Genomic DNA, 21,221 nt, shown 5'->3' on the forward strand with positions numbered 1-21,221 from the left:
CAGAATGGGTCCTGTTCCGGCATCGGAGAGAAGCCGTGCCGAAGGGGTGTCACAGGCCCGGAAGAACGTCCGGGCGGGAAACCGTAACAGCTTTGTCCGGATTGATCGAACGAAGAGTTCGGGGGGCCAGGGAATGGATAGGCCGGGCGGGTATGAGAGCGCGACGTGTGCCCGGATCGCGCCATAAAAACCCATTCCATTAAGGAAAAATTAGGCTCTTGAGCGGCATTGTCCCCGACATGAAGAACGGAGGTGTCCGCATTGGATGATCTAGGACAGGGAGCGACTTCGGTGCCGGCAGCCCCTCAGGACCTGCATGCCGGCCGGACAGTCATGGCAGAAGGACTGTCCGACCTGCCGAAAGGCAAGACCGGCCACGCCTTATCGATGACTGCTTCCAGCGCAGGGATGTTTGCAACGACATTAAGGAGTCGGAGAGCGCGCCAGAAAAGTGCGCTGCCCCCTCTGCGATGGCTGCCGCGCTTCGTGGTGGGCCGCAGTGGAGCAGACAGGGTGATCGGGGCGCAGGTGGACATGAGCCAGCTCTGGCTCTCGGTTCCACGCCGAACCCTGCGCAAGAGCCGGCGCAAGAGCCTGGGTCAGCAGCAGCGGGAATTTGACTCGGATCTGCTGGGAAATGCCTGTGCACAGGCTGCGACATGGCCGAAAGGCATGCGGTTGATGGTCTCGCTGGAAGACGATCAGGCACCGGATGGAGATTTCAACAACCGCCTGAATACCGTTCTTCAGGACAGCGGTTTTCCGGTCAGCCGGCTTGATCTCGTGTTTCAGGAAAGTGGTCTGGCGCAGGACGACAAGGAAACATGTTACACGTTGTCAGCGCTGCGCGATCAGGGGTGCCAGATTTTTCTGGGCGGGTTTGGCAGCGCGCCTTCCAGTCTGAGTCTTCTGCGGGAACGCGCGATGGGAGGATTGCTGGACGGGGTTCAGTTCGATGCATCCATGCTCGCGCCCTCCGGCATGACCTGGCGTCAGTCCGGTGATGCTCCGCTGCTGGATGAATCCGCCACGGTCTTTTACCGCGCAGCTCTTGAGACCGTGAAGGCCCTGGGCCTGAAGGTCCGCAGTATCGGCGTGGATCTTCCCGAGCTTCTGGCTTTCGTACAGAAAGTCGGATGTGTCGAGGCATCCGGAACGGTGCTGGCTGCACCGGAAACGACCGCGCAGATCAGCGAGCGCTTCGAGGAAGCCGCGGGGGTTCCGCGCCGTCGTCGTATGGCAAGAACGGCGGAAGGTCTCTGAGGAGACCTTCCGCCGTATTGGCCGGAAAGGAACAGGACCACCTGTCAGAACGGGAGAGGATCGTTCAGTTGATTCTGCACTGATAGCTGAAGAGGCGTTCCGGATTTTCCCGGAGCATGGTGGCCAGCATCGGCAGCACTTCGGTCAGTGCCGTTTCAACGGCTTCAGGCGACTGGCCGGTCTGGTCACAGATATAGTTCAGCCGCTTTTCTCCCATGAGGTCCTCGACCTGTTCGGGAGACAGGGGCGTTGAAGGAGGAAGCCGGATTTCGCTGATGGTGGTGGCGAACTGGCAGTCCTCCTTCATCATCTTGATGGTGACTTCCGTCAGGCCGGAACGATCCGTGCTTGCGCCACTCAGCCAGTCACCGAAACGGGTGAACACGGATGTTGCGGCCTGGGCTTCGGTCTGGCCTTTGCCGGATACCGGAGACTTGGTTGTGAATGTGTTCTGAATGGTCATTGTCAGGCTCCTTCATCTCAGGAGAAAACGGGCCTTTGCCGGGCTGGTGGCCCTGCGATCACAACGCCCTTCAGGACTGAAGGCTGCGCGACCGGGACAACACCTTTCTGTGTGATCTGTCACAGAATCTCCGGGTGTTGTCACAATCCGCTGCATGGCTCGTTTCAGCGGAGCGCGGCACTTTCCACGAGAACGATTTCCGCATCTTCCAGCGCGGTGATCGTGAAGCGCTCCACGTCATGAATGGCGGCGCCATCCCTGTGTCCGACAATCCGGCCATCGATTTCCACGCTGCCAGTGGCGGGAACGAAATAGGAAAACATGCTGCGATCCGTCTCGTAGGTCAGCGTCTCTCCTGCCTTCAGCGTCGCTCCGAGAACCCGGCCGCGGGTACGGATCGGGAGTGCATTGTCTTCCGGAAAGCCGGATGCGAGCGGAACGAACCGGCCGTTGCGCTCGTGCCGGGGAAAAGGACGTGTCCCCCAGGACGGTGTGCTGCCCGTTTCATCCGGGATCAGCCAGATCTGGAAGAGCGTCGTGGCGTCGTCATCCCGGTTGAATTCGGAATGGATAATGCCACTTCCCGCTGACATGACCTGCACATCGCCTGCTTCGGTGCGGCCGCGATTGCCGAGACTGTCCTCATGCGTGATGGCTCCCGTACGGACATAGGTGATGATTTCCATGTCGCGATGGGGATGCGCGCCAAAGCCGTTATGGGGCGCGATGCGGTCGTCGTTCCAGACGCGCAGGCGTCCCCAGTGCATGCGGTTGCGATCGTGATAGTCCGAGAAGGAGAAATGGTAGCGGGCGTCGAGCCAGCCATGGTTGGCATGACCGAGGGTCTTGAAAGGTCTGATGTCCAGCATGGGATCATGCTCCTGAATTGATGTTCTGTCGTAGATAATGGGGTATGGAGACCATGAAGAAAACGGAAAGGATGGAAATGTGAAGTTTCCGAAAACGGCATGACAGCTCTGCCCGACTTCGAAGGCTGGGCCGTTTTCGCGCGGGTTGCGGAAAGCGGGTCCTTTGCTGCCGCCGCGCGCTCCCTGGGGCTGTCGGCTCCCACGGTGTCCAAGATCATGGGGCGCTTGGAACATCGTCTTGGCGCGACGCTGTTTCAGCGCAGTGCGCGCCATCTTTCCCTGACCGCAGAGGGAGCGGAATGTCTTGAGCGTGCGCGTCGCATCTTGTCGGAAGGAGAGGGGCTGGAAACCGAACTTCGTGAAGGAACGGCGACGCCACGCGGCATGATCCGGCTGGCAGCCCCGATGACTTTCGGCCGCGAGGTGCTCGGGCCAGCCTTGCCCGGATTTCTGGAACAGTATCCGGACATCACGCTGGAGATGGATCTGGATGACGGGGTCGTGGATCTGCTCGGCGGCAGGTTTGAAGCGGCGGTCCGGATCACGTCCGGTCTGCTGCGTCCGGCGGTGTCGGGACAGGCGTTTCTGCTGTGCCGGTCCGTGACGCGGTTTGTCTGTTCGGAGCAGTTTCGTGCCCGGCTTGATGAGGTGGAAAATCCCGAGGATCTGGCGGGACAGGCGGGGCTTCTTTACACCAATGCGGCCGTTCCGGATTTCCTGCGCCTCAGGCACACCGACGGTCGTCAGGCATCTGTCCGGCTGAAGGGGCGGATGAGTGCCAATAGCGGAGACATGCTCCTGCCGGCCATCCGGGCCGGACTGGGGATCGCTCTTCTGCCCGATTTCATGCTGAGGCCGGATATGGAAAGCGGCCGGATTGTGGAAGTGCTTCCCGGCTGGACAGGGGCGGAATTGTCCGTCTGGTTCATCGTCACGGGCTGCGGAGCCACGCGGACGCAGATGTCCGCAAGACTGCGGGTTCTGCTGGCTTATCTGGAGAGAGTGCTTGGCGAGATCGTGTCACAGGATTACAGTGCCGGGCAGGAGAAAACGCGATGAACTATGATGCGATGTTTCAGTCCGCCCTTGACGGTCTGCATGCGGATGGCAGCTACCGTTACTTTGCGGATCTGGAGCGCCGGGCCGGAAATTTCCCCAAGGCATTCCATCATGGCCTGGGCCGTGATGTCACGGTCTGGTGCTCCAACGACTATCTCGGGATGGGGCAGCACCCTGAAGTCCTGACGGCCATGCACAAGGCGCTGGACGAAACGGGCGCCGGAGCCGGCGGAACCCGCAATATTTCGGGCACCAACCACTATCATGTAGAGCTGGAAAAGGAGCTCGCCTCCCTGCATGGCAAGGAAAGCGCGCTGCTTTTCAACTCCGGTTACCTGTCGAACTGGGTGACGCTCGGGACCATCGCGGGACGTCTGCGTAACTGCGTCGTGCTGTCCGATGAGCTCAATCACGCTTCCATGATCGAGGGCATCCGTCATTCCCGCGCCGAGAAGCAGATCTTCCGTCACAACGATATCGAGGATCTGGAACGTCGTCTGAAGGAACTTCCCGTGGATGTTCCGAAGATCATCGCTTTCGAGTCGGTCTATTCGATGGATGGCGACATCGCCCCGATTGAGGCGTTCTGTGATCTGGCCGACAAATATGGCGCCATGACCTATCTCGATGAGGTTCATGCCGTCGGCATGTATGGCGATCACGGCGCAGGCGTGGCTGAGAAACTTGGTCTGTCCCATCGTCTGACGGTTATCGAGGGAACGCTGGGTAAAGGCTATGGCGTTGTGGGCGGCTATATCGCTGCATCCGCTGCCCTCTGCGATTTCGTTCGTTCCTTCGGGTCCGGGTTCATTTTCTCCACGGCTCTTCCGCCGATGATTGCGGCCGGTGCTCTGGCCAGCGTGCGTTACCTGCGCAGCAGCAGTGCGGAGCGTGAAGGCCAGCAGCGTGCGGTCGCCTATCTTCGTCAGGCCCTGGACAAGGCTGGCATCCCGCATGTCATGAACCCGAGCCATATCGTGCCCGTCATGGTGGGCGAGGCAGAGCTGTGCCGCAGCCTGTCGGACGAGCTGCTGAACCGCTTTGGCAACTACATCCAGCCGATCAATTTCCCGACTGTCCCCCGTGGCACGGAGCGTCTGCGTATTACGCCGACGCCGCTGCATACGAATGAGATGATCGACGAACTGGTCGAGGCTCTGGCAACGCTGTGGCAGGAGCGTCAGCTCAAGACTTCCAAGTCCGCTGCAGCCTGAAACGGAACGGGGGGGCGTTCGCACGCGAACGCCCCCCCGTTCATTTCCGGAAGTGTCATGAAAAAAGGCAGACCCTCTTCAGGGCCTGCCTTTTTTGTTTCAGGTCATCCGAAGACGGCTGATCAGGCTGCGGCTTTTGCCTCGGCCTGGGCACCGTGGGAGAGGATCTGCAGGCTGAGGATGCCACCGGACATCTTCAGCGTCTGGCCAAGGTCCAGACGGGCATTGCCGCCGGTCCAGCGCGCATGGCTGGTTTCGATACCCCACCATCCATCAGCATAGGGGTCCGAAAGATGGCTGGAGATACGGTGGGTGTGTTCGCCGCTCCAGATCGTGACTTCACCCACGAGAACGCCGAGTGTGCGGCGATCGTCAACGAAGGGTCCGATCCGGTCAGCCGGACGGGCGGCCTGACTGATGATGCGGACGCTCTGGCAGCCTTCGGGAAGCATGAAGACAAACTGCTCACCGTTGGCGCGGATCGGGTACAGGGCCGTGCCGTCTGCCAGGACGAGATGGGTCTCGCTCATGACATCTGCCGGCGGGGCCGCCTGCGGAGCGGTGTAACCCAGCGTCTCGGCGCGCAGGGCAATCGCTGCGAACAGGGGCTCGACATGCTCACGATCCGTGACCAGCGGCAGGGCGGCGTCCTTTTCCCAGCTCAGAGGGCGCAGACGGGTCACCTGGCTGCCCTGCATGAGGGTGTCCGGACGATGGCCTGCATCCAGGAAGCTTTCCGACAGCGCACCATTCGCCACCAGCACCGAATGCTGTTCGGTTTCGATATGGTAGTAGTCGTAGTCCGTGATGGAGTGGTCGTAGGCAATGCTCATGCCGTTGACCAGCATCCGGACCGGAACGAAGCTGCCTTCGAGCATCATGCAATGCTCGGGCGTGACCAGCAGATCACGACTGGGGATACCGTCGGCCAGTGCTCCGGCGCGCACGCGCACGGGAACGGCGTCCACATCGGCATGTCCCGTCGTTCCGGTCGTCGCATGGGCGTGTCCAACGCGCAGGATCGTCTGCGTGCTGGTCGTGCCATTGGCATAGACCATGACCTTATCGCCAGCCTCGAGGGTCTCGATGGCGCGTTCGCCTTCCGGCGTCAGGATCATGGTTCCGGCCAGGTAGCAGATCTGCCCGTTATAGCCGGTTGCGCCGCCAACGACGCTCCATGTTCCATCGGCATTGTGCACGATCGTCGGTGTGCCCGGGGCCGAATTCGGACCGAAGCAAACGTCTGTCAGGGTGATGCCGTTGCCATACTGATCGAAGGCAATTTTAAGCGTGTAGGTGCCGTTCCCATTGTCCGTGAACGTGGCGCTTGTCGGAGGCGTGTTGCCACTCCCGATGGTGATGACTGAATTTGCGTCATAACCCGTGATTGGCGTGTTTACCGTCTGGTTGTAGTCGGCAAAGACGAGCTGGCTGGATGTGCCATCCACTGCGTCACGGCCAAAGACGATCTTGCCGCCAGCGGTCGCATTGTTGACGTAAAGCGTCGCACCGTTCTGAAGAACCGTGGTGAGGGACGAGCCCATCTGGAACTGGGCATTTGCGCTGCCTATCGTCGTTCCGTCGAGGATCAGGGTGCCTGTGCCGCCGATGCTGTTGCTGTTGATAGAGACAGCCGGATTGCCGCTGATCTGCAGGGTGCCGTTTACCGTCGGGCTGTTGCCCAGGCTCACCGCATTGGACGTATCGATGTCCAGCGTACCGCCTTCGGCGACCGTGAGGCTGTTGACGTTGAAGACTGTGGCATTGGCATCGGAAGAGGTCGCCGTGACATCAAGTGTTGCGTTGGCGGCAACAGTGACCTTCTGGAGCGTTGTCGCACTTGCTGTCGCAAAGGCGATGGTCACAGCGCTGCCATCAGGATTTCCTGCCAGGACGTCGATCCAGGCCTTGTCCTGCGGGACGTTGTTATCGTTCCAGTTTGCTGCAGCGAACCAGTTTCCGGTTGCGCCACCCTTCCAGTAGTTTGTCATTTCTTAGAGTCCTGAGGAGGCCGGGAGCCGTTCCAAAGAAGAGGGGGTGGGTTCCAGGGCCTGACTGTGACGCGTTGTCTTATGCGGAGAGTTAATTATTAGATAATTTAAGCGCAAGATCATTCAGGTTTTAAAAATGAAAACGTCAGTGACAAAACGTTAAAGCGTTATTTTTCAGTTGCTTGCGCGAATCTCATCCGCTGTGGTCCAGAAGGTGACGCTGGACTTGAATCTCTGCTTTTCAGAGAAAACAGGACATGATTCTGGCAGGAAAAAACGGCGGCACGGGTTGCCTGTCAGCAGGCTTCCGACCATCATGTCGTGATGGTGTCACAGGAAAAATCGGTTCCCTTCCGTAAGAATCGGAAAGTAACGAAGCTTTCTCAAAGAATGGGAATTGCGGGAGCTTCCTGTGTACTGGATGTCATGATCAATGACCGGTCTGCCCTGGTCCGGGACAGCGCAGCTTTCATTGTGCTTCTGGAAAGAATCTGGAAAGCGCGTGATGTCGAGGCGAGCCTGGTCTGGTCGGAGCTCGACGAGCGGATCCGTCTGGCGGACGAGTTGCGTGCGAGTGGGATCCGTCCCTACAAGGGGGGCCGTTTCCGCTCGACGAAGCTGCCGTGACATGCCGCCCCTGCCAGACCTGTCCCATATCAACCCTGACGATTTGACCCGTCTCGACATCGTTGCCCTGATCATCATGGCGCTTTCGGCGTTATGGGGGCTGACGCGGGGTTTTGCGACCGAACTGGCCGGGCTTCTGGCCTGGGTGGGGGCGATTGTCCTGACCTACCGGTTCCACGGGATGCTCGAGCCTTATCTGGAACCCTATCTGCATCAGGCAGCACTGGCCGGGAGCGCGAGTACGGCGATTCTTTTTGTTGTCGTGCTGCTGGTCTTCACCATGATCGGCGCGCGGGTCGGTTCGGCGGCACGGGGCGTTCTGTCTGGCGGCGTGGACCGTATTCTGGGTGCCGTGTTCGGGGTGGCGAGGGGTTATGTGGCCCTGATCGTGCTTTATCTGCTGGCGGGGTCTTTTTTCGGGTCCTGGATGACCTATGTGATGCAGGGAAGCCTCATCGGCCCTTACATTGCCGCTGGAGCCACCCATCTGACAGGTTATCTGCCTCATTTCCTGCAACCGCATCTTGCGTCTCCGTTCACAAGCGGCCATGAGGCGTCCTTGTGAAACCAGTCCGGAAAGGCCGCGCCGCATGACCCAGTCCGACAGTCTCAACCGCCCCTACGAAGAGTGTGGGGTTTTTGGCGTCTGGGGTGTGCCTGATGCGTCCGCCCTGACGGCTCTGGGGTTGCACGCCCTGCAGCATCGCGGCCAGGAAGCCGCCGGTATCGTCAGTTTCGATGGCGAACGGTTCCACCAGCACAAGGGTCTGGGGCTGGTTGGCGACGTGTTCGGTGACAGTCGCGTCATGGCGACGCTGCCCGGCACGGTGGCCATTGGTCACAACCGCTATGCCACGACGGGCGGAACTCATGTCCGCAACGTGCAGCCGCTTTATGCCGATTATGAGTTCGGTGGTCTGGCCGTCGCGCATAACGGCAACCTGACCAATTCCGCGACCCTCAAGCAGGCGCTGGTCAAGCGTGGATGCATCTTCCATTCCTCCACGGATACGGAAGTCTTCATCCACCTGATCGCCATCTCGCTTTACACGACCGTGCTCGACCGGTTCATCGATGCGGTCAAGCAGGTCAAGGGTGCGTATTCCCTGGTGACGCTGACGCCGGATGACGGGTTGATCGGCATGCGCGACCCGCTGGGCGTGCGTCCGCTCGTTCTGGGCCGGATGCCGGGCTATGAGCAGGGTAATGGCGGCTGGGTGCTGGCTAGTGAGACCTGTGCGCTGGACATCATCGGGGCGGATTATGTCCGGGACATCGAACCCGGCGAGATCGTCGTCATCAACGGGGACGGATTGCGCTCCCTGCGGCCGTTCGGTGATCAGGGCGGGCGGTTCTGCGTTTTTGAATACATCTACTTCGCGCGGCCTGACTCCGTGCTTGAGGGCCAGCCGGTCTATGAGGCGCGGCGGCAGATCGGCTGCGAACTTGCGCGGGAGAGCGCGGTTGAGGCGGATGTCGTGGTGCCTGTGCCGGATTCCGGTGTGCCGTCCGCGATTGGCTATGCGGCGGAGAGCGGCATTCCGTTCGAACTTGGTATCATCCGTAACCATTATGTGGGCAGGACGTTCATTGAGCCGACGGACCAGATCCGAAATCTTGGCGTAAAGATGAAGCACTCCGCCAACCGTCCGGTTCTGGCGGGCAAGCGCGTTATTCTGGTGGATGATTCGATCGTCCGTGGCACGACGTCGCGCAAGATCGTGGACATGGTGCGTGCGGCCGGGGCGACGGAAGTGCACATGCGCATCACGTCTCCGCCGACGAAGCATGCATGTTTCTACGGGATCGATACGCCTGAAGAGAGCAAGCTGATGGCGGCGACGCACACGCTTGAGGAAATGGCACAGGCGATCGGTGCGGACAGTCTGGCCTTTGTCAGCTTCGATGGGCTTTACCGGGCGCTGGGTCACGCCAATCGGGCCGAGGGCGCGCGCCGTTACTGCGATGCGTGCTTCACCGGGGATTACCCGATCGAACTGGTGGACAAGGAAGGCAATCTGGTCGCGTAAGGCCGGATTTTCCCAGAGAACACAAAAAAGGCGCCGGGCCGCAGGTCAGGCGCCTTTTTTCATGCCTGAATGCGGGGAAGGCTCAGGGATATGGGTAGGGGGGCTGGGACAGGGCAGCCTCGGTGCTGGCATCCGCTGCCGAAGGCAGGATGGAGTCCAGCGGCAGGGTCATGACGGCTTCCAGGCCCGGGGTGAGCGTGGTGTAGGTCAGTGTGCCCGAGAGGCTGCTGACGACGGCATTCATCATGCGCGTCCCGAAACCCGTTCCCTTGAGCTGAGGCGTGCATTCGCCCTGATCCGAGACGGTCAGCACCAGACGGTCGCTGGTCTGGGCCAGGCCGACATGCAGCGGGCCGGCCTTGCCGTCATAGGCGTATTTGCTGGCGTTGATGACCAGTTCGGTCAGGACCAGGCCGATATTGATGGCGCGGTCGGCGGAGATCATGATCGGGAAGAGGGAGAGGTGCAGCTGCTCCTGCCAGTCCCCGCCCAGCGACGAGCACAGCTCCTCCATCAGTTCTTCAAGATAGCGGCCGAGATCCACGATGCCGAAATGCTCGTCCCGGTACAGGCGGCGATGCACGAGGCCGATGGCGGCGATGCGATGCTGGGCTTCGGTCAGGGCGGTTGTGGTTTCTTCGTTCGAAGCGCTGCGGGCCTGGAGCTTGAGGAAGGAGGCAACCATCTGCAGGGAGTTCTGCACGCGGTGATTGACTTCCCGGATCAGGAAATCCTTCTGGCGGAGCAGGCTTTCGCGCTCTTCCAGCGTGGCGGCAAGGGTCGCATTGAGCTCGCGGAGCTGCTGGGTCTGGTAGTCCGCGATCAGGACGCGGCGCAGGCGGCGGGCGGCCTGTTTCTGTTCGCTGGTCCAGCGCGTGCTGTGACCGCGGATCGTCTGTTCCCAGGTCCTGAAGGACGCGCGGGGACGCAGAACGTCGCTGCCTTCTGCCGTGTCTTTGTGAGGGTTTCCGGCCCATTCGATGGTCTGGATGATCTCGACGCGGCTCCAGATCAGGCAGGTCGGCGTCCGGAACGGGAGCGTGATGGCCAGAAGACCCGCCGAGCGTTCCGGCCACTCGGCTGCGGGGGGATAATCTTTCCCCAGCATGGTGCTGACGAAAATGCCGCCGTTCGTGCCCAGTCTCAGCCAGTCATGCAGCCGGTGCAGGTTGTCCGCATCGGGCAGTACGCCGGTCCCGGTAATGGTTCCGTCACTGATGACGGCAAAGCCATTGCACGGGAACAGGGACTGCAGTTCGCCCATGAAGCTGCGCAGGTTGCTTTCGATGGGATGGCGCACGTCGAAATGGGACGTGACGAACTCCATCGCATTGCGAAGGCGAAGGCGCTCCTGATAGGTGACCAGCTCTTCCTTGTTCCGCAACTGGCGCGACATGACGCCGGCCAGGGTGCGGCAGGCTGCGCGGATGTCTTCGGACAGGCAGCGTGGCGTCGCATTGTGGCAGGCGATCAGCCCCCACAATACGCCATCCACGACCAGTGAGACGGAGGCCGAGGCCCGCGTGCCCATATTGGCCATGTACTGGAGATGGATCGGCGAGACGCTCCGGAGTTGGACATCGCTGAGATCAAGTCCTGCAAGCCTAGCTTCCGGAGGGCGGATGGGGGCAGCCTCGTAAGTGATGTCGGGGATGACGCGGATACGGTTGCGCAGATAGAGGGCCCGGGCCTGCGTGGGAATGTCGCTGGCCGGGAAATGGTGGTTCATCAGGGAGGGGAAGGCGGCGTTGCGGCTTTCGCCGACCACACGGCCGGTTCCGTCTTCCATGAAGCGATAGACCAGAACGCGATCGAAACCCGTAAGCCGACGGAAGATCGCAGCGCCCTGGCGGCAGACGGATGTTGTATCCGGGCAGCGCTCGAAGCGGTCTGCCGTGCTGTCGATTTCGCCGAAAATGTCCCAGGTCAGCAGGTTATGCGCTTCGACCGGTTCAAGCTCGATGAGGAGATGCGTATCCTGGGCGTGGCGCAGGATGCTGAAGGTTTCGTCTTTCAGCCCCGCAACGCGCAGATCGGACAGGGAAGGCCGCTTTTCGTCGTGAAGGCGGCTTTCCGGGATTTTCAGGAGATCCGCCAGAGAGCGCCCGAGCCAGTCGGGAGCGAGACGCCCTTCGATATCGCCTGCGCCACCGATGATTTTCAGGCTCGTGCTGTCGGCGACGAGCAGGAGACCATAAGGCTGGATGGCATCCGGGCGATGGATTGGCTCGCGATCGCACGAGCTCATGACGGCATGTTCCAGCGAACAGCCCGGTTCGGGGGCGAGGGAGCGCTGGACTGTCAAATGGAGATCCACCTGAAAGAGGAAGAGACTGCCCGTGTCCACTGACAGACAGCGGACATGGAAGGCCCAGAAATCATTCCGTGCATTATCTGTTCCTCCATCAGGACTGTCAATTTATGACGTCCTGTTTCAGGTCTGGTTGGGTCAGGGCTGTCGACTGTCGGCCTGGATCCAGGATGCGACATCTGCCGAAAGAGCATGGCGGCTGGCCGGACGCGTATAGAGCATGTGGCCGCCCTGATAGAGATGCAGGGACACACGGTCCGCACCTACCGTCAGATGATCTTTCATCCAGCGCGCGGTGCCGAAGGGGCAGGCCACGTCGTAATAGCCATTGGCTACGAAGACTCGCAGGCCCGGATCGAGCGCCAGCAGACGGTTCAGGACCGGGATCTGATGAATGGGCGACGGGCCGCCCGCGCTCCATTTCCAGCTTCCGTTCACCTTGAAGGACAGCAGGTCGTAGGTCAGGGGCGTCTTGAAGCCGAGGTCGTTCGCCGCGTAGCCCGAGAAGGCGTTGCCATAGGCGCGGCCGAAGCCGAACAGCGTCGGATCGGGGCTTTCGTCCAGACCATCGGCCGAGGGGTCGGCGATGGACTGTGTGAAGTCGTACAGTCCGTACAGGCGGCCGTTACGGGACATGATGTCATGCGAGCCGATGGCCGGGATGCCGTGCTGACGGGCGATCACGTCCTGCGGCAGGCCGGTCCGCTGGGCGATCTCGGCATAGAGCGCCTGGCCTTCGGTGCCGGACGGGAGCTTGCCGGCGATTTTCGGCAGATAGGTGTTCAGGGACCACTGATAGGCGTCTTCGGCGGTCTTTTCCGTCACGTTCGGGCTCTGATGCGATGTGATCAGGCTGGGCATCATGAGGGCGGCGGAAAGCGGGTTCTCGTCTGAATCCAGCAGGGGCATTTCGATGGCCGGGGAGATCATCACGATGCCGTTGAGCAGGATGCCCTGTTCCATCTGGAGCGCATTTGCGACCTGGATGGAGCGGATGCCGCCATAGCTTTCGCCCACGAGATAATGCGGCGAGGCCTCACGTCCATTCGCTGCCGTCCACAGGCCGATGGCCTTGGCGAAGGTGCTGGCGTCCTGTTTCACGCCATAGAACTGGTCCCCGGCCTTCGCCGTATCGGTAGGACGGGAATAGCCTGTGCCCACGGCGTCGATGAAGACCATGTCCGTGACGGGAAGCCAGCTATCGGGGTTGTCACCCATCGTGGCGTGCGTGCCGTCCGTCGGGTCCTTGGCGGGCATGGTCAGGGCCTTGGGGCCAGCCGCGCCGAGGTTCAGATAGGCCGTGGCCGCACCCGGGCCGCCATTGAAGAAATACGAGACCGGGCGTGTGCCAGCCGGGACGCCGTCCTTGGTGTAGGACACGTAGAACATGCGGGCGGTCGGTTTGCCGTCATGGTCGCGCAGGATGAGCGTGCCAGCATGGGCGGTATAGGCGATGCCGTTCAGATGATGCTGGGTGACGGAATCCGCCGGGAGCAGGGCTGCCTCGCCGGTAAAGGCATCGGTGGGCTTGGTGGCGTCGGTCTTGGGAGCCTCGGCCGCCGCGGCCGTACAGACGGGGGAGAGAAGCGTTAAAGCGAGCAGGGCTGCGCGGCGGGTCATCATCTGACGGGCATCTCCGATAAAAGAAGCAGGAATATTTCGCCGTATCAGTCCTGAGGCGGAACGGCTACCGCTGCCGCATGAAGTTTTCGTCATGCGGCAGGGTGAGGGGCTGAGGACTGGTCAGGCTTTGGGCGGCGTGATGTTGGGACGCAGCATCAGGCGCGGGTCGGCGAAGCGGTCATACTCTTCCGATGTCATGAAGCCGAGTTCCAGTGCGGCTTCACGCGGGCTCAGCCCCTTTTCCATGGCGTGATGCGCGACTTTCGAGGCACGGTCATAGCCGATGGCGGGGGAGAGGGCCGTGACGAGGACGAGCGAGCGTTCCAGATCCTGCTTCAGCTTGTCGGTATTGGCTTTCGTGCCCTCGACGAGGAAGCGGCGGAAGTTCTCCGAACCGTCATGCAGAAGGGTGATGCCCTGCATGATGTTGTGGATCATGAGCGGCTTGTAGACATTCATGTCCAGCATGCCCGCGGCACCACCAAGGCCGACCGCGACGTCGTTGCTCATGACCTGAAGGGCGAGCATGGCCAGCGCCTCGGCCTGCGTCGGGTTGATCTTGCCCGGCATGATGGAGGAGCCGGGTTCGTTCTCCGGCAGGTGCAGTTCGCCCAGACCGGCGCGCGGGCCGCAGGCGAGCAGGCGGATGTCGTTGGCGATCTTGAACAGGCTGCCCGCTGTCGTCCGCAGTGCGCCGGACAGATGCACCAGTGCGTCATGGGCACCCTGTAGCGCGAACTTGTTCTCGCCTGCCGTGAAGCCGAGGCCGGTCAGGCGGGCGATTTCCGCACAGGCGCGACGGTCGAAGCCTTCATCCGTGCTGACGCCGGTGCCGAGTGCCGTACCGCCGAGAGCGAGGGGAAAGAGGCCGTCGCGGGCCTGTTCCAGACGGGCGATATTGTCCGTCAGCATCCCGGCATAGCCGTGCCATTCCTGACCCAGCGTGATGGGGACGGCATCCTGAAGATGGGTACGGCCGACCTTGACCAGATCGCGCCATTCCTCGGCCTTGGCGGCCATGGCGTCGCGCAGGCGGGTCAGGGCGGGGATGAGGCGGCGATGCGTGCCGAGAACGGCCGCGATGTGCATGGCGGTCGGGAAGTTGCAGTTGGTGGACTGCGACATATTGACGTGATCGTTCGGGTGCAGCGGTGTCTTGCTGCCGAGCGGGTTGCCGGTGATCTGGCAGCCGCGGTTCGCGATGACTTCGTTGACGTTCATGTTGAACTGCGTGCCCGAACCCGTCATCCAGACATGGAGCGGGAACATCCGGTCATGCTCGCCCTTCGTGATCTCGTCACAGACCGTATGGATCAGATCCGCACGCTCCTGAGACAGGCGACCGCTTGCGGCATTGGCCGTGGCGCAGGCGCGTTTCATGATCGCATAGGCCTCGATCATTTCACGCGGCATCAGTTCACGGCCGATGCTGAAATATTTCAGGGAGCGCTGCGTCTGCGCGCCCCACAGCACATCGTCAGCAACTTCGATCGGGCCCATGCCATCGGTTTCGGTACGGCTCATTGTCTGTTTTCGGCTTTCCTGCGGGTGATCCGGCTCATTCCAGGCGGGAAATTATCGCACAATTGCCGCAGGACAAAGGAAGACAGCCATAGAAAATCCAGACGTCGCCACAGCCCGCTGGGGGCTCAGGACTCTACGGTCTGGGCAACGGGGTGACGGCCATAGGTGTTGGTCAGGATCACGCCCGCCATCACGACGGCTCCGCCGATCAGGGTGCGCAGGGAGGGGACCTCGCTGGTGAGGAGATAGGCCAGGACCATCGTGACGGGCGGCAGCAGGTAAAGCAGGGCCGCACCGCGTGAGGCGCCGAGGTGCCCGATGACGAAGCCCCAGGCGGCATAGCCGAAAGCTGCCGGGAAAATGCCGAGTTCCAGCACAGCGGCCTGTCCCTGCCATGAGGCGTGGGAGAAGCTTGTGAGGCCCTGTGGCAGCCATGGGGTCAGGAAAATCGCGCCGGAAATCAGGACATAGGCGATTGTGGGAAGTGCGCCGTAGCGTCGGATCAGGCCTTTTTGCAGGATCGTGTAGAACGCTGCGCAGACAGCCGCACCAAAGACCAGTGTCGCCCCCGACCCGAAGGAGAGGCCACCGCTCTGCCCCTTTGCGATCAGCGCAACACCACTGAAGCTCAGGATCGATCCGGCCCAGCCCCAGCGGGACATGCGCTCGCCGAGGAACACCATGGCCAGAAGGCCTGCCATCAGGGGGGCTGCGCTGATGAGAAGGCTGGCCGCGCCGGATGAGACGGTCATTTCGCCGCAGTTGAACAGGATGTTGTAGACGGTGATCCCAATGATCCCGCAGGCCAGGATCTGCGGAATATCTGTCAGTTCCGGGCGCCGGGGACGCTTCCACAGCAGCCACAGGGCCGCCATGACGGCCGCAACGGCATAGCGCAATGCGGCCAGAGGTACGGGGGCAAGGTCATGCAGGGCAATCCGGACGACGGGATAGGCGCTCGCCCATGACAGGATGGCCACGGCGACGAAGAACGGCAGGAAACGCCCGGAAGAATGTGTCATGACTGCCCATTATCAGGAATATTTCCCGAACGGGAGACGGACTTTATGCGGGACCTCAGAATGTATGTTCGAAGGCCAGTGTTCCGATGACCTGACGGGTTGTATCGCGGCCTGAAAGGGTCAGTCCAACGCCGCCGAGAATGGAGGTGCTGGCGTTCCAGTTGTATTCGATGGCCGGTGCGGCGAACCAGTCGTCTTCCGCTGGCGTGTTGAATGACAGGTTCTGGGCGGCCGGTGTACTCTGAAAGATCTGGCGGCCCTGCACATGGGAACCGTTGGACCAGTCCCGGATCATGTCCAGAGCAAAGACGAAATGATCATTCAGGGAAAATTCGACGGATCCGCCAAAATTGCCGAAGGCCTCGGCATGGGCGCGGCCGGAAAAGCCCGCGCTGGTCCCGTAGACGCTCTGTCCGCTCAGGGGCACAGACGTGACGGGTTGTGTTCCGGTGGCCCAGAGGCGGACGCGAAAGGGGCGCATGGAACCGAATTTGAATCCTGTCTGGTCGATCAGACCATAACGGAAGGAATAGACGCCCGATCCGCTTCCATCCTGTGCCCGGGACAGCCGGTCATAGCTTCCCGTCGGGAAGTTCATGCCGATATCCACGGTAAGGGTTGTGTGCTGCCAGCTTCCGGGCCAGAGCCTGCTCTGTCGATCCAGCGCCACGCCTTGCAAAACAAATGGCAGGTCCGTGAATTTCAGACCGGACGGCGTTGCGGATCGCTGCCAGGAATACTGGACCTGTGGCGTGATGTAGACCGAGATGCGGTTGGTGATGCCGTATTTCAGGATGACGAGTGAACTGACGGAGCGCTGGACGCCGGGCAGGGGATGATAGTCTCCCTGTGAGCCGAACTGCCCGATGGGTGAGCCGACATAGAGATAGGGTTCGACATAGAATGCACCGGCTTTTGGCAGCGGCGTGGGCGGGGAGAACAGGGAGCCTGAATAGGCCTGTTCATCTCCGGGGCCCGCATGGGCCCGGGAGGCGGACACCAGTACAGCCGCGGTTAGGGACAGGCACAGGACAAGATCCAGCGGAAAGCGCACGGCTTCACAGACTTCCAGACAGTGACGGATGAAAGGAAAACGATTGTTTTCCCTTCTGGGTTCACAAACCTGATCGTCTGTTTCTGTCTGGAAGGCCGGATCAGGCTCTTGTCCGGGCCTGACGGGATATTATTTCAGCCAGCGATCGCCGCTGAAACGGTTGTGGGAGAAGAGAAAACCGGCCACCAGCCCGATGGCGGCGAACATGATCGTCCACAGCGAGATCGGCAGCAGCAGGGTCGAGAGCGCCGCGAGCAGGACCATTCCGGCGAAGGCGCAGACGGCGGATTCGAGGAGGCGCGGACCGTAATGGCGTTCAGCCCCGCAGCTGGGGCATTTTTCCGAGGTCGGGCGCATGGGCTGGCGGCAGACGGGGCACAGCGCGATGGCGTTGGCTTCGGGTTTTCTCACTGACCGTTATTCTCCTGATGTTCGCCGACCGCGATACGCGCTTCCACGGCCATACGCCAGGGCGCATCGGCCGGTGCCGCTGCGAGGGCGCGGCGATAGAGGTCAAGGCTCTCACCAGAGATATGGCTGCCGTTGCGACTTTCAAGTTCGGCGAGGCGGATGGCGAGTTCGGGCTCGAAATGCGCGTCGAGGGCGGCTTTCCAGTCCCGGATCGCATCATCCGTCAAACCGGCTTTCGCCTCGACCTGCCCCAGCAGGAAATGCCCGGTCGCATAGGTCGGTGAGCCGGGGGGGATGGTGGAGACCTGGGTCTGGAGCTTGTGGATCATCTGCAGGCCCTTCGCGTCCGGACCCGTCTGCCGTCCGCTTAGCGGCTGGGGCGGCAGGGAGGGGTGACCGTTGACGAGATAAAGCGCGAAGGCCAGCACCGGGATGCCGATTCCAACTGCAGCGACCGGCAGGGCGCGGCTGCGTTTTGCGGGCTCGGCGTTCAGGTCCTCGACGGCGGCTTCGCCATCCGCGGCCAGCAGGCGGCGCTGAACTTCCAGACGGGCGGCCTGATATTCCTCGTCATTGATAAGGGCGAGGGCGTGGTCGCGCTCCAGATCGCCAAGCTGTCCGCGATAGAGGGCGAGAGCGGAGTCACGCGCGTTGACGCGCCGGCGCAGGGTGCGCAGCCCCAGAAATGCGGGACACAGGGCCACCGCCGCGATTATCAGGATTCCCAACCAGAACAAAAAGTCTACTCCCGGCCCGAAAGGGCATCCAGACGCGCGCGCTCGTCATCCGTGAGCGGCGCAGGCGTGACGACGGTGCGGCGTTTGGTCGTACGCCATGCAATGACGAGTCCGGCCACCAGTGCGAGCGCCGGCATCAGCCAGAGCAGGGCGGTGGACCATGAAAACTGTGGGGCCAGACGGATGAATTCGCCGTAGCGTTCGGTCATCCAGTCCATGATCTGCTGATCGGATTTTCCGGCCGAGACCTGCTCGCGCACGACCTTACGCAGATCGCGGGCGAGGGGGGCGCTGCTGTCCTCGATGCTCTCGTTCTGACAGACGAGGCAGCGCAGATGGGCGCCGATGGCTTCGGCCCGCTTTTCCTGCGCCGGGTTGGGCAGCATTTCGGCAGGGTCGTCCACGGCGAGGGCCACGCCGCCGCCGATCAGACCAGCGGCGAGCAGCAGGGCCGGGAAGCGTCTGGACGCCTTCATAGTCCGGCCAGCCTCGGGCGGATTTCCGCCTCGTAGATCTGGGGATCGAGGGCGGCGCTGCCATGCCAGATGATCCGGCCGCCGGGTGCCACCAGAAAGCTCTCGGGCACGCCGGTCACGCCCCAGTCGATGGCGACGCGGCCATGACGGTCGGAGGCGACGCGGGCATAGGGGGAGCCGTCACGCTGGACAAAGCCGGCGGCGTTCTCGGGCTTGTCCTCATAGGCGATGCCCCAGATCGGCATGTTGCGCGAAATGGCACGCAGGCCGGGCATTTCCGCCACGCAGGGGATGCACCATGAAGCAAAGAAATTGACCAGAACCGGGCGGTGCTGGGCCCTGAGTTCCGCATCCGTGAAGCCGTCGCCGAGGCCGGGGAGTCCCGGCATGGCGAAGCTCGGGATGGGCTTGCCGACATTGGGGTTCTTGATGGCGCGCGGGTCGAAGGCGCCGCTGCGCATGTCGCTCAGCATCCGCCAGAAGCCGACGCCGAGGACGCCCGCGCCGATGATGGGAACGGCCGTGAGGATGCCGCGTCGTGTTGCGTTCATGTCCGTCTCTCCTCAGGCACGGGCCATGTTACGGGCGGCGGCGCGCTTGGGAGCGCCGATCCGCATGCGGCGGTCAGACAGCGAGAACGCGCCGCCGATGGCCATCACCAGTCCGCCCAGCCACATCCAGGGTGCGAGCGGGTTGCGGTGCAGGCGCAGGACATAGGTCGTGTCCTTGCCCGTGCCGTGCCGGTCACCGACCACGCCGTACAGATCGGTGATGAAATTGGTGTGGATGGCGACTTCGGTCGTGGTCTGGCTCTGCGTCGTGAAGTCGCGCTTTTCGGGGTGCAGGATTGTCACGAGCTTGCCGTTGTGACGGATGGCGATGTCGGCCTGCATGGCCTTGTAGTTCGGGCCGATATAGTCGTGTACGTCAAGCAGCGTCCAGTCGTCGCCAGCCAGCGAGCGGGTTTCGCCAATATGGACTTCGACGATGGCGTGCTGCGCCTGCGACATGCCGCACAGGCCGAGCACGGTGATGCCTGCGCCGATATGGGCGAGGGCGGCACCCCAGCTTGAACGCGGCAGGTGTTTCATGCGCTCCCACACACCCTGTGCCGAGGTATGGCCAATGCCGATCCGGCGCAGGACGTCGGAAGCGGATGCCGCGATGACCCAGATGGCAAGCGCGCCGCAGGCGATGGGCAGGACACCGGAGAGCTTCCAGAAGCACAGGACCAGACCAATCGCGGCAATGCCGGCGGCAGCATAGAGATGCGAGAAGGTCCGGGCGAGCTGCGCGCGTTTCCACGGCAGGGCGGTCCCGACGCCCATGGCCAGCAGGAGCGGCAGGGTCAGCGGGATCGTGGCGGCGTCGAAGAACGGTTTGCCGACGGAAATGGTGCGTCCGGCCAGAAGCTGCATGAAGGGCGGGTACATCGTGCCCGTCACGACAACAGCGCAGATCGAGCACAGCAGGATGTTGTTCAGCACCAGTGAGCCTTCACGCGAGATCGGCGAGAACAGGCCGGTCGAGGTCAGGGAGGGCGCGCGCCATGCGAACAAAGCGAGCGAGCCGCCGATGACGATGGCGAGCAGGGCCAGGATGAACACGCCACGGGCGGGATCGTTGGCGAAGGCGTGGACAGAGTTCAGGATGCCGGAGCGGACAAGAAAGGTGCCGGACAGCGAGAACGAGAAGGTCGCGATGGCCAGCAGGACCGTCCAGATTTTCAGGCCTTCGCGCTTTTCCACAACGATTGCGGAATGCACGAGCGCCGTGCCCGTCAGCCAGGGAATGAGGGAGGCGTTTTCCACTGGATCCCAGAACCAGTAACCGCCCCAGCCCAGCACGTAATAGGACCACCAGGAGCCCAGCGCGATACCGCAGGTCAGGAAGCACCAGGCCGCCACGGCCCAGGGGCGGACCCAGCGGCCCCATGCGGCGTCAACGCGGCCTTCGATCAGGGCGGCGACGGCGAAGGCGAAGGGGACGGCGAAACCGACATAGCCGGTGTAGAGAATGGGCGGATGGAAGGCGAGGCCCGGGTCCTGAAGGAGCGGGTTCATGCCCTGACCGTCCATCGGTGCAGGGAAAACACGGTCGAACGGATCGGAGGTCAGGAGGCAGAACATCTGGAACCCGGCGGAAACACCGCCGAGAATGGCCAGAACGCGTCCGCGCAGGATGTCCGGCAGGTTGCGGCCGAACAGCGAGACCGCACCGCCACAGACAGCGAGGATCAGCGTCCAGAGCAGGACCGAACCTTCGTGGTTTCCCCAAACGCCCGTGATTTTATACAGGAGCGGCTTGGAGACGGCGGAGTTCGCCGCGACGTTCTGGACCGAGAAATCGTCGCTGACGGCGCACATGATAAGGCACAGGAACGAATAGCCCAGCGCGATAAGCTGCGAGACCGCGAGATAGGGCGCGAGCCCCACGAGACGGGCATCGCGGCGGTTTGCGCCCCAGAGCGGGACGGCGAACTGCACGAGGGCGAGCACGCAGGCGAGGGCCAGGGCGAAATGGCCCTGTTCAGGTCCGAACATCAGG

19 protein-coding genes are annotated in these 21,221 nt (G+C 62.2%); 6 read left to right on the plus strand and 13 right to left on the minus strand.

Features of this window, described 5'->3' with window-relative positions; genetic code table 11:
• Positions 1–291 precede the first annotated feature (291 nt).
• Positions 292–1,263: an EAL domain-containing protein gene (locus KP701_RS06965; protein WP_215746494.1), complete on the plus strand. Its 972-nt coding sequence runs from the start codon at positions 292–294 to the stop codon at positions 1,261–1,263.
• A gap of 64 nt (positions 1,264–1,327) precedes the next feature.
• Here KP701_RS06965 and KP701_RS06970 read toward each other — a convergent pair whose 3' ends face one another.
• Positions 1,328–1,726, minus strand: coding sequence for a YidB family protein (locus KP701_RS06970; protein WP_215746495.1), 399 nt, complete (start codon positions 1,724–1,726; stop codon positions 1,328–1,330).
• A 164-nt stretch (positions 1,727–1,890) separates the two neighbouring features.
• Complete coding sequence (locus KP701_RS06975; protein ID WP_215746496.1) at positions 1,891–2,595, minus strand: pirin family protein; 705 nt, start codon at positions 2,593–2,595, stop codon at positions 1,891–1,893.
• Between the two features lie 99 nt (positions 2,596–2,694).
• On the opposite strand from KP701_RS06975, the gene KP701_RS06980 reads away from it, so the two are divergent.
• Together KP701_RS06980 and hemA are read left to right on the plus strand one after the other, a co-directional pair.
• Positions 2,695–3,654 carry a LysR family transcriptional regulator gene (locus KP701_RS06980; RefSeq protein WP_215746497.1) on the plus strand — a complete coding sequence of 320 codons (960 nt, stop codon included), beginning with the start codon at positions 2,695–2,697 and terminating at the stop codon, positions 3,652–3,654.
• Positions 3,651–4,868 carry a 5-aminolevulinate synthase gene (gene hemA / locus KP701_RS06985; protein WP_215746498.1) on the plus strand — a complete coding sequence of 406 codons (1,218 nt, stop codon included), beginning with the start codon at positions 3,651–3,653 and terminating at the stop codon, positions 4,866–4,868. Before KP701_RS06980 ends, hemA begins: the two co-directional genes overlap by 4 nt.
• Before the next feature lie 122 nt (positions 4,869–4,990).
• Here hemA and KP701_RS06990 read toward each other — a convergent pair whose 3' ends face one another.
• Positions 4,991–6,859 carry a Hint domain-containing protein gene (locus KP701_RS06990; protein ID WP_215746499.1) on the minus strand — a complete coding sequence of 623 codons (1,869 nt, stop codon included), beginning with the start codon at positions 6,857–6,859 and terminating at the stop codon, positions 4,991–4,993.
• Between the two features lie 426 nt (positions 6,860–7,285).
• Between KP701_RS06990 and KP701_RS06995 the strand changes: the two genes are divergently transcribed.
• The 3 genes from KP701_RS06995 to purF are packed head-to-tail and all read left to right on the plus strand — an operon-like array spanning position 7,286 to position 9,516.
• Positions 7,286–7,486, plus strand: coding sequence for a hypothetical protein (locus KP701_RS06995; protein ID WP_252345463.1), 201 nt, complete (start codon positions 7,286–7,288; stop codon positions 7,484–7,486).
• 1 nt (position 7,487) lies between these two features.
• On the plus strand, positions 7,488–8,051 hold the full coding sequence (locus KP701_RS07000; RefSeq protein ID WP_215746500.1) for a CvpA family protein: 564 nt from the start codon (positions 7,488–7,490) through the stop codon (positions 8,049–8,051).
• Between the two features lie 25 nt (positions 8,052–8,076).
• Positions 8,077–9,516, plus strand: coding sequence for an amidophosphoribosyltransferase (purF, locus tag KP701_RS07005; RefSeq protein WP_215746501.1), 1,440 nt, complete (start codon positions 8,077–8,079; stop codon positions 9,514–9,516).
• A gap of 82 nt (positions 9,517–9,598) precedes the next feature.
• Here the strand turns inward: purF and KP701_RS07010 are convergent, their stop codons facing one another.
• The 10 genes from KP701_RS07010 to KP701_RS07055 form a co-directional block, all read right to left on the minus strand.
• Complete coding sequence (locus KP701_RS07010) at positions 9,599–11,764, minus strand: histidine kinase dimerization/phosphoacceptor domain -containing protein (RefSeq protein ID WP_252345464.1); 2,166 nt, start codon at positions 11,762–11,764, stop codon at positions 9,599–9,601.
• A gap of 201 nt (positions 11,765–11,965) precedes the next feature.
• Positions 11,966–13,450: a S10 family peptidase gene (locus tag KP701_RS07015; protein ID WP_215746503.1), complete on the minus strand. Its 1,485-nt coding sequence runs from the start codon at positions 13,448–13,450 to the stop codon at positions 11,966–11,968.
• A 120-nt stretch (positions 13,451–13,570) separates the two neighbouring features.
• Positions 13,571–14,974, minus strand: coding sequence for a lyase family protein (locus KP701_RS07020; RefSeq protein ID WP_062501470.1), 1,404 nt, complete (start codon positions 14,972–14,974; stop codon positions 13,571–13,573).
• Positions 14,975–15,099: 125 nt separating this feature from the next.
• Entirely contained in the window at positions 15,100–15,996 is an 897-nt protein-coding gene (locus KP701_RS07025) for a DMT family transporter (RefSeq protein WP_215746504.1), read from the minus strand.
• Between the two features lie 55 nt (positions 15,997–16,051).
• Entirely contained in the window at positions 16,052–17,050 is a 999-nt protein-coding gene (locus KP701_RS07030) for a hypothetical protein (RefSeq protein WP_215746505.1), read from the minus strand.
• Positions 17,051–17,179: 129 nt separating this feature from the next.
• Positions 17,180–17,461 (minus strand): DUF2089 domain-containing protein, encoded by a 282-nt coding sequence (locus KP701_RS07035; protein ID WP_215746506.1) that lies wholly within the window; start codon positions 17,459–17,461, stop codon positions 17,180–17,182.
• Entirely contained in the window at positions 17,458–18,198 is a 741-nt protein-coding gene (gene ccmI / locus KP701_RS07040) for a c-type cytochrome biogenesis protein CcmI (RefSeq protein ID WP_215746507.1), read from the minus strand. Before ccmI ends, KP701_RS07035 begins: the two co-directional genes overlap by 4 nt.
• Before the next feature lie 5 nt (positions 18,199–18,203).
• A complete protein-coding gene (locus KP701_RS07045; protein ID WP_215746508.1) occupies positions 18,204–18,674 on the minus strand; it encodes a cytochrome c-type biogenesis protein in 471 nt (156 codons plus the stop codon).
• Complete coding sequence (locus tag KP701_RS07050; protein ID WP_011253172.1) at positions 18,671–19,225, minus strand: DsbE family thiol:disulfide interchange protein; 555 nt, start codon at positions 19,223–19,225, stop codon at positions 18,671–18,673. Before KP701_RS07050 ends, KP701_RS07045 begins: the two co-directional genes overlap by 4 nt.
• A 12-nt stretch (positions 19,226–19,237) precedes the next feature.
• The gene (locus tag KP701_RS07055) at positions 19,238–21,217 is read right to left on the minus strand and encodes a heme lyase CcmF/NrfE family subunit (RefSeq protein WP_194264256.1); all 1,980 of its coding nucleotides are present in this window, start codon (positions 21,215–21,217) and stop codon (positions 19,238–19,240) included.
• Positions 21,218–21,221 lie beyond the last annotated feature (4 nt).

The organism is Gluconobacter sp. P1C6_b, from assembly GCF_018811945.1.
Taxonomy (GTDB): domain Bacteria; phylum Pseudomonadota; class Alphaproteobacteria; order Acetobacterales; family Acetobacteraceae; genus Gluconobacter.